The sequence below is a fragment of the Bradyrhizobium sp. genome, assembly GCF_049586575.1.
In the GTDB taxonomy this organism is placed as follows: Bacteria; Pseudomonadota; Alphaproteobacteria; order Rhizobiales; family Xanthobacteraceae; genus Bradyrhizobium.
In genome coordinates this window covers 1-7773 of sequence record NZ_JBAVCF010000453.1, presented here as the reverse complement: position 1 = coordinate 7773, position 7773 = coordinate 1, and the positions used below count along the sequence as shown (strand labels likewise).

Below are 7773 nucleotides of genomic sequence, written 5' to 3'. Positions count from 1 at the left end.
GTGTTGCGGATATAGGCGCCGACATTGACGTGGTCGATGTCGAGCAGCGGCAGTTCCTTGTAACCCTGTTCATTCAGGGCCTTCAGGAGCTTGTCGGTGATTTCCTCGCCGGCCTCGGCATGGATTTCGCCGGTCTTCGGATTGACGAGGTCCTCGGCGACGTAGTTGCCGACCAGTTCCTCATCCGACAGGCGAAGCGCCTTCAGCCCCTTTTCCTGGAGCTGGCGTGCAGAGCGCACAGTGAGCTTCTTGCCGGCTTCCAGCACCACCTTGCCGGTATCGGCATCGATAAGATCGTTGATGGTGGAATAACCGCGGAAACGGTTGGCATCGAACGGCACGCGCCAGCCTTCCTTGGCGCGCTTGTAGCTGATCTTCTTGTAGAAGGTCGAAAGGATCTGTTCGCCGTCGAGCCCAAGCGCGAACATCAGCGACGTCACCGGAATCTTGCGGCGACGGTCGATGCGCGCAAACACGATGTCCTTGGCGTCGAACTCGATGTCGAGCCAGGAACCGCGATAGGGGATCACGCGCGCGGCAAACAACAGCTTGCCGGAGGAATGCGTCTTGCCCTTGTCGTGGTCAAAGAACACGCCCGGCGAACGATGCATCTGGGAGACGATGACGCGCTCGGTGCCGTTGACAATGAAGGTGCCGTTCATCGTCATGAGCGGGATGTCGCCCATGTAGACGTCCTGCTCCTTGATGTCCTTTACCGACTTCGCGCCGGTTTCCTCGTCGATATCGAATACGATCAGGCGAAGCGTCACCTTCAGCGGCGCAGCATAGGTCATACCGCGCTGGCGGCACTCGTCGACGTCATACTTCGGCGGCTCGAACTCGTAGCGGACGAATTCCAGCATCGAGGTGCCGGAGAAATCCGAGATCGGGAACACCGAGCGGAAAACGGCCTGCAAGCCTTCATCGAGCCGGCCGCCCGGCGGTTCGTGCACCATCAGGAACTCGTCATAGGACGCCTTCTGAACCTCGATGAGGTTCGGCATCTCTGCGACTTCCTTGATGTGTCCGAAGAACTTGCGAACGCGTTTGCGACCGGTGAACGTCTGTTGCGCCATCGTGGCCTCTCATTTCGCCGCTCCCTGGGGAGAGCGGACCTTTCCGGAGCGCGAGCAATCTCGGCCCGGACTTGAATTTCGTTTCGTCCTTCGACTCAGTTTGCCCTCAATCAGGATCTAAAAGCCTGAATCGAAGTATCCGGTCCAAAGAACGCAAAGCGACGCACGGGGCGCTCTAACGCACCCGCACGTCGAAAACCGTCTCGTTACGGACTGCAAAGCCCGAAATTGCCTATCTCCCAACGGCTTGCGGCGGAACCTTGCGGTCCCTCGCGCCGGCCATGCTTTCGTGCTGCCGTCCCGATATGGGATGGCATTCGTGGAAAATCGAGGGGTATCCCCATCAATCCCCACACATTCTCGTGTAGGCCACCCGCCGGGGAACCCGGCGGGGGCGATACCTTTGCGACCAAATCCCGAATCTCGCGCTTCGCTTGTCCGGGATGGAATTGAGCTAAGCGCGCTTACTTCAATTCCACCTTGGCGCCAGCCTTTTCGAGCTGGGCCTTGATCTTGTCGGCCTCATCCTTGTTGACCCCTTCCTTGACAGGCTTGGGGGCGCCTTCGACGAGGTCCTTGGCTTCCTTGAGGCCAAGGCCCGTGATGGCGCGGACTTCCTTGATGACCTCGATCTTCTTGTCGCCGGCGGCGGCCAGAACGACCGTGAATTCGGTCTTTTCCTCTACCGGAGCAGCGGCAGCGCCGCCGCCCGCCGGGCCGGCAACCGCCACGGCCGCAGCCGCGGAGACGCCCCACTTCTCTTCGAGAAGCTTGGCGAGTTCGGCGGCTTCGAGCACGGTGAGGCTCGAGAGGTCGTCAACAATCTTCTGTAAGTCAGCCATTGATCTGTTTCCTTAAGCGTATCGGTTCGAACCAGGTTTTACGATTTGCGAAGGGTCAGGCCGCTTCGCTCTTTGAGGCATGAGCCTGAATGACGCGCGCGAGCTTGGCCGCGGGCGCATTCGAGAGCTGAGCGAGCTTGGTCGCCGGCGCCACGAGGAGGCCGACAATCTTTCCGCGCAGTTCATCGAGCGACGGCAAGGCGGCAAGCGCCTTCACACCATCGACATTCAGGACGGTTTTACCCATCGATCCGCCGAGGATGACGAACTGTTCGTTCGTCTTGGCGAACTCGATGGCAACCTTTGGCGCCGCTACCGGATCCTTGGAAGTCGCGATCACGGTCGGCCCCTTCAACAGCGGGCCGATGGCAACGACGTCAGTGCCTTCAAGAGCAATTTTGGCGAGACGGTTCTTCGCGACCTTCACCGAGGCGCCAGCCTGCTTCATCTGCATGCGCAGCTTCTGCATCTGGGCAACGGTCAGGCCGGAATAATGAGCAACGATCGCCACGCTGGTGGCCTTAAACAGACCGTTCAGCTCCTCGACCGCGCCCTTTTTTGCCGCTCTTTCCACAGCAAGCTCTCTCCGGTTGGCGGTCTTTGAGCCGAAAGGCAGGACCGCCGGGTTGCACCCATCGCTCCGCCCTTCATCAGACCTCAAAAGACGCAAGCCTTAAGGACCGTCGGGCAGAACGACATTGAAACGCCTGCCCTCCCGAGCCTTGAGGGCCACGGGATGTCGAGGTTCGAACCAAACAACCCCAAGTCACGGCCAGCCGTAACCCGAAGGCTTAAAATCTGGTCTTCACCCGTCTGTACAGGCCATTAAATTAAGCCATTGAAAAGCTTACGCTTATCTCAGGCGCCTGTAGTCTTGGACAGGATCGAGGCACGCCGGCAAGCCGGTCTGCCCCTGCCCGCTTTCCCAGGAACGACAGCTTCCCTTCCTTTCGAGCCATCCATACGGAATGTCCTGAAAGGAAAAGTCTCCTATTCGTTCTCTTTCGGAATGCGAGCACAAACGTGCCAGCGAGAGCCAGCACATCCGGAAAGGCGGTGTTTAACGGGTCTTTTCCATCTTGCCAAGGGTTAATTTCGGGCCGGACGGCGGGCGCGCAAAGCCCGAAAAAATCGCTTCCCGATTGTCACATCCGGCCTCCCTCGATCGTCTGGGCAACAATGCGAAGAACCATTGCCGCGATCCTTGCCGTCTCGAACGTCATCGACGGTCTGACGATGCTGTTAAGCGGCCCTTTTTGGTACGTCACCGTGCCCGGAGCTGCTGAAACCGGCCCTTTCAACGCACACTTTGTCCCGGATGTCGGTGCGGCGTTTCTGGTCGCAGCTCTCGCGCTCGCGGCGCGCGCATGGCGCGTGAACTATTGGCCGGCCGCCGTCGCCGGGGCGGGTTTCCTCGCCGCTCACGGCCTGATTCATCTCGCAAGCATCGTCTTCGGTCACGACCATCACGCCACGTTCGATTTCTTCGCCGAGGGCTCGCCACGCGGTGCGCGACGAGCGACCAGCGCCGGCGGCGACGCCAGACCGTCACGCGTACTTGATGAAGGCTTTCATGGAGGCCGTGGCCAGCGGCGATCTATCGCAACTAACCGGCTTACTGCGCGAAGACGCCATCGCCGTGACCGATGGTGGCGGGCCCAAATCGGCGGCGCTCAATTCGATCATGGGCGCCGACAAGGTGGCCCGTTTCTTCATCGGTCTCGCCGGCAAGAATTCGCGTCGCGACATCCGCGCCGAACCCACCATGATCAACGGGGCCGTCGGCGCCCTGCTCTACATGGATGGCGAACTCGATCATAGTTTAAGCATGGCGATCGACGGCGACCGGATCGCGGCGATCTACATCGTGCGAAATCCCGACAAGCTGCGCCACGCGCCAGCGGCCCACTAGGCCGCTGGCTCAGCGCACCGGATAGGCCAGCGGCCGACCTGCAAAAAACGCCTCCAGATTTGCGATCACGCAATCCTGCATCGCGGCGTGCGAGTCGACGGTGTGGCCGCCGATATGCGGGGTCAGCACGACGTTCGGCAAGCCCGTCAATTCACCGGGCGGATGTGGCTCCTTCTCGAACACATCGAGTCCGGCGCCAGCGATAGTGTCGTCTTTCAGAGCGGCGGCCAGGGCCACCTCATCGATCACCGAGCCGCGCGCGATATTGATGACATAACCGTCACTGCCGAGCTTCTTGAGGATATCGGCGTTGACGACGTGATGGGTGTCGGCGCTGGCGCGGACCGCGATCATCAACACGCTGCACCATTCAGCCAGCGCTTCCAGGCTTTCGAAATACCGATAAGGCACCTCGCGCCGGCTGCGGCTGAAATAGCCGATCTCCATTTCGAAAGCCGACATGCGCGCGGCAATCTTGCGGCCGATTTCGCCCATGCCGTAGATGCCGACCCGGCGGCCAGGATTGCCGGGCACCGCGCGCAACAGCGGTGAAGGTTTCGAAGCGGCCCAACTGCCGTCGCGCACGAACCCGTCGGCCGGAACGATCCGGCGAGTCGCCGTCAGCATCAGCGTCACCGCGAGGTCGGCGACGCTGGCCGCATTCGCGCCGGGACTATTGCCAACCGCGATGTCGCGTTCTTTGGCTGCCGCAAGATCAACGCCGTCAAAGCCGGTGCCGTAGCAGATAATCGCCCGCAGCGACGGTAACGTGTCCATCACACTTCCCGGAAGCTGCGTGCCGCCCGCCGTGATCATGGCGCGAACGCGGGAAAGCCGCTCCGGCGGAAAGACCTCCGCGGGTGGCTTGCCGGCGGCATCCAGCAACTCGAAGCGTTCGCCAATCCGCGCCATCAGCGCTTTGGGAAATTTCGAGTAGATCAACACTCTGTCGGGCATGCCTTGCCTCTCGCATCAGCGCATCCATCATAAACAAAGAGCGGAACCGGTTGCCCGATCCCGCTCTTTTATTTTCGATCCGCCTTTAAAAACCTCAGCCGAGCAGGCTGCCCGGCTCGACCTTCACGCCCGGCCCCATCGTGGAGGAAACCGCGACGCGTTGAATGTAGGTACCCTTGGAACCCGAAGGCTTCGCCTTGGCAACCGCGTCCGCGAGCGCCTTGACGTTTTGCACCAGTTTTTCTTCGGAGAACGAGGCCTTGCCGATGCCGGCCTGGACGATACCGGCCTTCTCGACACGGAACTCGACCGAACCGCCCTTGGCGCCTCGAACCGCCGTGGCGACATCCATCGTCACCGTGCCGATCTTCGGATTCGGCATCATGCCACGCGGACCGAGCACCTTACCGAGGCGGCCAACCAGCGGCATCATATCGGGGGTTGCGATACAGCGGTCGAAATCAATCGCACCGCCCTGCACCTTCTCGACGAGATCTTCGGCGCCGACCACGTCGGCACCCGCAGCCTTGGCTTCCTCAGCCTTCGCGCCGCGCGCGAACACGCCGACGCGCAAGGTGCGGCCGGTGCCGTTCGGTAGCGTCACCACACCGCGGACCATCTGGTCGGCGTGACGCGGGTCAACGCCGAGGTTGATCGCGATCTCGATGGTTTCGTCGAACTTCGCTTTCGACCGTTCCTTGACCATCTTGATGGCGTCCACGATCGGATAAAGCTTCTCGCGGTCGACACCCTCGCGGGCCTTCTTGGTGCGTTTTCCGATTGCCATGACCGATTACCCCGCAACTTCCAGACCCATCGAGCGGGCTGAGCCCTCGACCATCTTCATGGCCGACTCGACGGAGTCGCAATTGAGATCCTTCATCTTCTTCTGGGCGATCTCGCGCACCTGCGCTTTGGTCACCTTGCCGGCCTTGTCGCGGCCCGGAGCTTTCGAGCCGGACTGGATTTTAGCAGCCTGCTTGAGGAAGTAGGACATCGGCGGCGTCTTCATCTCGAAGGTGAAGGAACGGTCCGCATAAATGGTGATGACCACCGGGATCGGGGTGTTCTTTTCTTCCTTCTGCGTCTGGGCGTTGAACGCCTTGCAGAATTCCATGATGTTGAGACCGCGCTGACCAAGCGCGGGACCGATCGGGGGCGACGGATTGGCCGCTCCCGCCGGCACCTGCAATTTCAGGTATCCGGTCACTTTCTTTGCCATATGTCACTCCTGTTGTGCCGATCCCAAAAAACATTGGGAGATCGGCGGTTTCAGGTTCCGTGGTTCGGCTCAAGACGGCAGGCAGACCGCCTTTACCTCCCACGTCCTCTTTCTCGAGGCGTTGCCGCCTCCACTTCCGATCAGGTCACCTTTTCGACCTGAGCGAATTCCAATTCGACCGGCGTCGCACGGCCGAAGATCGAGACTGCGACCTTCACACGCGAACGCGCCTCGTCGATTTCCTCGATGACGCCGGAGAACGATGCGAATGGACCATCGGCCACGCGCACATTCTCGCCAATCTCGAAGGACACCGATGCTTTCGGGCGCTCCACGCCTTCCTGCACCTGATGCAGGATACGCATGGCCTCGGTTTCCGAAATCGGCATCGGCTTGTTTTCCGCGCCGAGGAAGCCGGTCACCTTCGGGGTATTCTTGATCAGATGAAAGGCTTCGTCGGTCAGTTTCATCTTGACCAGCACGTAGCCCGGGAAAAACTTCCGTTCCGCGTCGATCTTGCGGCCGCGGCGCACTTCGGTGACCTTTTCGATCGGCACCAGCACCTGCTCGAACAATTCTTCGAGCCCGCGTTGTTTGGCCTGCTCGCGGATCGATTCCGCGACCTTCTTTTCGAAGTTTGAATAGGCGTGGACGATGTACCAGCGCTTATCCATCGTTTGCGTTGCGGTGCTTGCCATCAGTGGATGCCCAGGACCAAGGTGACCAAATAGCGGATGATCTGATCGGATGCGAAGAAGAAGATCGAGGCCAGCGCGACCATTACAAACACCATCGCCGTGGTAATCATGGTTTCGCGGCGGGTCGGCCAGGTGACCTTGCCGGTCTCCGAACGCACTTCCTGCAAGAATTTAAACGGGCTGAACGCCATCGTTAGAGATCCGCATCCGTCGTCAGACGAAATAAGCTTGTTAAGGAATCCGAACAGCCCGTATCGCCCAGCCCTCTTTTGAAGGTTGAGCCGGCACGCGGGCTCGATTGTTCGGGGATTTCAAAGCCGCGCCGGATATCCGCGTTCAACGGGCCGGCAGCAGGTGGCGGGTATGTACTGCGGACCGGCCTAAAGGTCAAGGCGGGGCGCGGCGACACCCGGTTCGCGCAACCTTCACGGCACGCCTGCCAAGCCGTTGATCTTGCAGGCTAGCGCGGAGGCTCGACTGTCCAGGTTCAAGAGCTGGGCGCAGCGCGACCTGCGCGGTGCCCAGCCCTTTAAGATTACCTGCCGTAGACCACAGGGCCGCGGCCAATGCCGACCGTCACGCCCGGTGCTGGCACGATCACACGCTGCCAGACGCGGCCATCATCGAATTGGATGCGCATGCCATCGGGCGAATAGACCGCGCCCTCGCCGCGCGCATCGATCCAAATTCGGCTGGCGGGTGCGTTCCAGTCCGGCCAGGCCTTGTAAGACTCACCTGTTTCCGTGGTGAGGTTCACGGCATCGCCGTTCTGCGTAACGAAGGTGGGCGCGCCGAAATTGCCGTCCCGGCACATCTGGATGCACCGGTAGGTGCCGGTCAGGTTGACCGTTTCGGCCGAGGCAGCCGTGGCGGCGCACGCAGCCGCAAGGCCCAAAGCCAGCGATATCAGTCTCATCAGGAAACTCCCTCACTTGCATGAAGATGAACCCGATCAAGCGGGCGAAGAATAATCACCGACTAAACCCGTTCGTTCCCCTTTTCCTTGCAGTTCCAATGCCACCAAGCAGGATGGAACGACGGCGTAGAATTTGGCTGAGACCAGCTC

At 60.7% G+C, this 7773-nt stretch carries 9 protein-coding genes and 1 pseudogene; 1 reads left to right on the top strand and 9 read right to left on the bottom strand.

The features are described 5' to 3' along the window. From WB528_RS17665 to rplJ, 3 genes and pseudogenes are all read right to left on the bottom strand, one after another. Positions 1 to 1076 (bottom strand): annotated as a pseudogene (locus tag WB528_RS17665) (DNA-directed RNA polymerase subunit beta); the annotation flags it as partial. A 464-nt stretch (positions 1077 to 1540) separates the two neighbouring features. Next, positions 1541 to 1918 (bottom strand): 50S ribosomal protein L7/L12, encoded by a 378-nt coding sequence (gene rplL, locus WB528_RS17660; protein ID WP_325012387.1) that lies wholly within the window; start codon positions 1916 to 1918, stop codon positions 1541 to 1543. A gap of 55 nt (positions 1919 to 1973) precedes the next feature. Next, positions 1974 to 2492 (bottom strand): 50S ribosomal protein L10, encoded by a 519-nt coding sequence (rplJ, locus tag WB528_RS17655; protein ID WP_423889690.1) that lies wholly within the window; start codon positions 2490 to 2492, stop codon positions 1974 to 1976. Positions 2493 to 3491: 999 nt separating this feature from the next. On the opposite strand from rplJ, the gene WB528_RS17650 reads away from it, so the two are divergent. Beyond that, positions 3492 to 3830, top strand: a complete 339-nt coding sequence (locus WB528_RS17650; RefSeq protein ID WP_423889689.1) for a hypothetical protein — start codon at positions 3492 to 3494, stop codon at positions 3828 to 3830. A gap of 9 nt (positions 3831 to 3839) precedes the next feature. Here WB528_RS17650 and WB528_RS17645 read toward each other — a convergent pair whose 3' ends face one another. The 6 genes from WB528_RS17645 to WB528_RS17620 form a co-directional block, all read right to left on the bottom strand. Beyond that, positions 3840 to 4787: a 2-hydroxyacid dehydrogenase gene (locus WB528_RS17645; RefSeq protein WP_423889688.1), complete on the bottom strand. Its 948-nt coding sequence runs from the start codon at positions 4785 to 4787 to the stop codon at positions 3840 to 3842. 94 nt (positions 4788 to 4881) lie between these two features. Beyond that, positions 4882 to 5574 carry a 50S ribosomal protein L1 gene (rplA, locus tag WB528_RS17640; protein WP_423889687.1) on the bottom strand — a complete coding sequence of 231 codons (693 nt, stop codon included), beginning with the start codon at positions 5572 to 5574 and terminating at the stop codon, positions 4882 to 4884. 6 nt (positions 5575 to 5580) lie between these two features. Further along, entirely contained in the window at positions 5581 to 6009 is a 429-nt protein-coding gene (rplK, locus tag WB528_RS17635) for a 50S ribosomal protein L11 (RefSeq protein ID WP_423889686.1), read from the bottom strand. A gap of 140 nt (positions 6010 to 6149) precedes the next feature. After that, complete coding sequence (nusG, locus tag WB528_RS17630) at positions 6150 to 6683, bottom strand: transcription termination/antitermination protein NusG (RefSeq protein WP_422256405.1); 534 nt, start codon at positions 6681 to 6683, stop codon at positions 6150 to 6152. Between the two features lie 23 nt (positions 6684 to 6706). Then, the gene (gene secE, locus WB528_RS17625; RefSeq protein ID WP_423889685.1) at positions 6707 to 6898 is read right to left on the bottom strand and encodes a preprotein translocase subunit SecE; all 192 of its coding nucleotides are present in this window, start codon (positions 6896 to 6898) and stop codon (positions 6707 to 6709) included. Positions 6899 to 7242: 344 nt separating this feature from the next. Beyond that, entirely contained in the window at positions 7243 to 7623 is a 381-nt protein-coding gene (locus tag WB528_RS17620; RefSeq protein WP_423889684.1) for a hypothetical protein, read from the bottom strand. Positions 7624 to 7773 lie beyond the last annotated feature (150 nt).

Coding starts and splice junctions, on each gene's coding strand:
- nusG (WP_422256405.1), bottom strand. CDS start 6,683: ATGGATAAGCGCTGGTACATCGTCCACGCCTATTCAAACTTCGAAAAG.
- WB528_RS17620 (WP_423889684.1), bottom strand. CDS start 7,623: ATGAGACTGATATCGCTGGCTTTGGGCCTTGCGGCTGCGTGCGCCGCC.
- rplK (WP_423889686.1), bottom strand. CDS start 6,009: ATGGCAAAGAAAGTGACCGGATACCTGAAATTGCAGGTGCCGGCGGGA.
- WB528_RS17645 (WP_423889688.1), bottom strand. CDS start 4,787: ATGCCCGACAGAGTGTTGATCTACTCGAAATTTCCCAAAGCGCTGATG.
- rplL (WP_325012387.1), bottom strand. CDS start 1,918: ATGGCTGACTTACAGAAGATTGTTGACGACCTCTCGAGCCTCACCGTG.
- secE (WP_423889685.1), bottom strand. CDS start 6,898: ATGGCGTTCAGCCCGTTTAAATTCTTGCAGGAAGTGCGTTCGGAGACC.
- rplA (WP_423889687.1), bottom strand. CDS start 5,574: ATGGCAATCGGAAAACGCACCAAGAAGGCCCGCGAGGGTGTCGACCGC.
- WB528_RS17650 (WP_423889689.1), top strand. CDS start 3,492: ATGGAGGCCGTGGCCAGCGGCGATCTATCGCAACTAACCGGCTTACTG.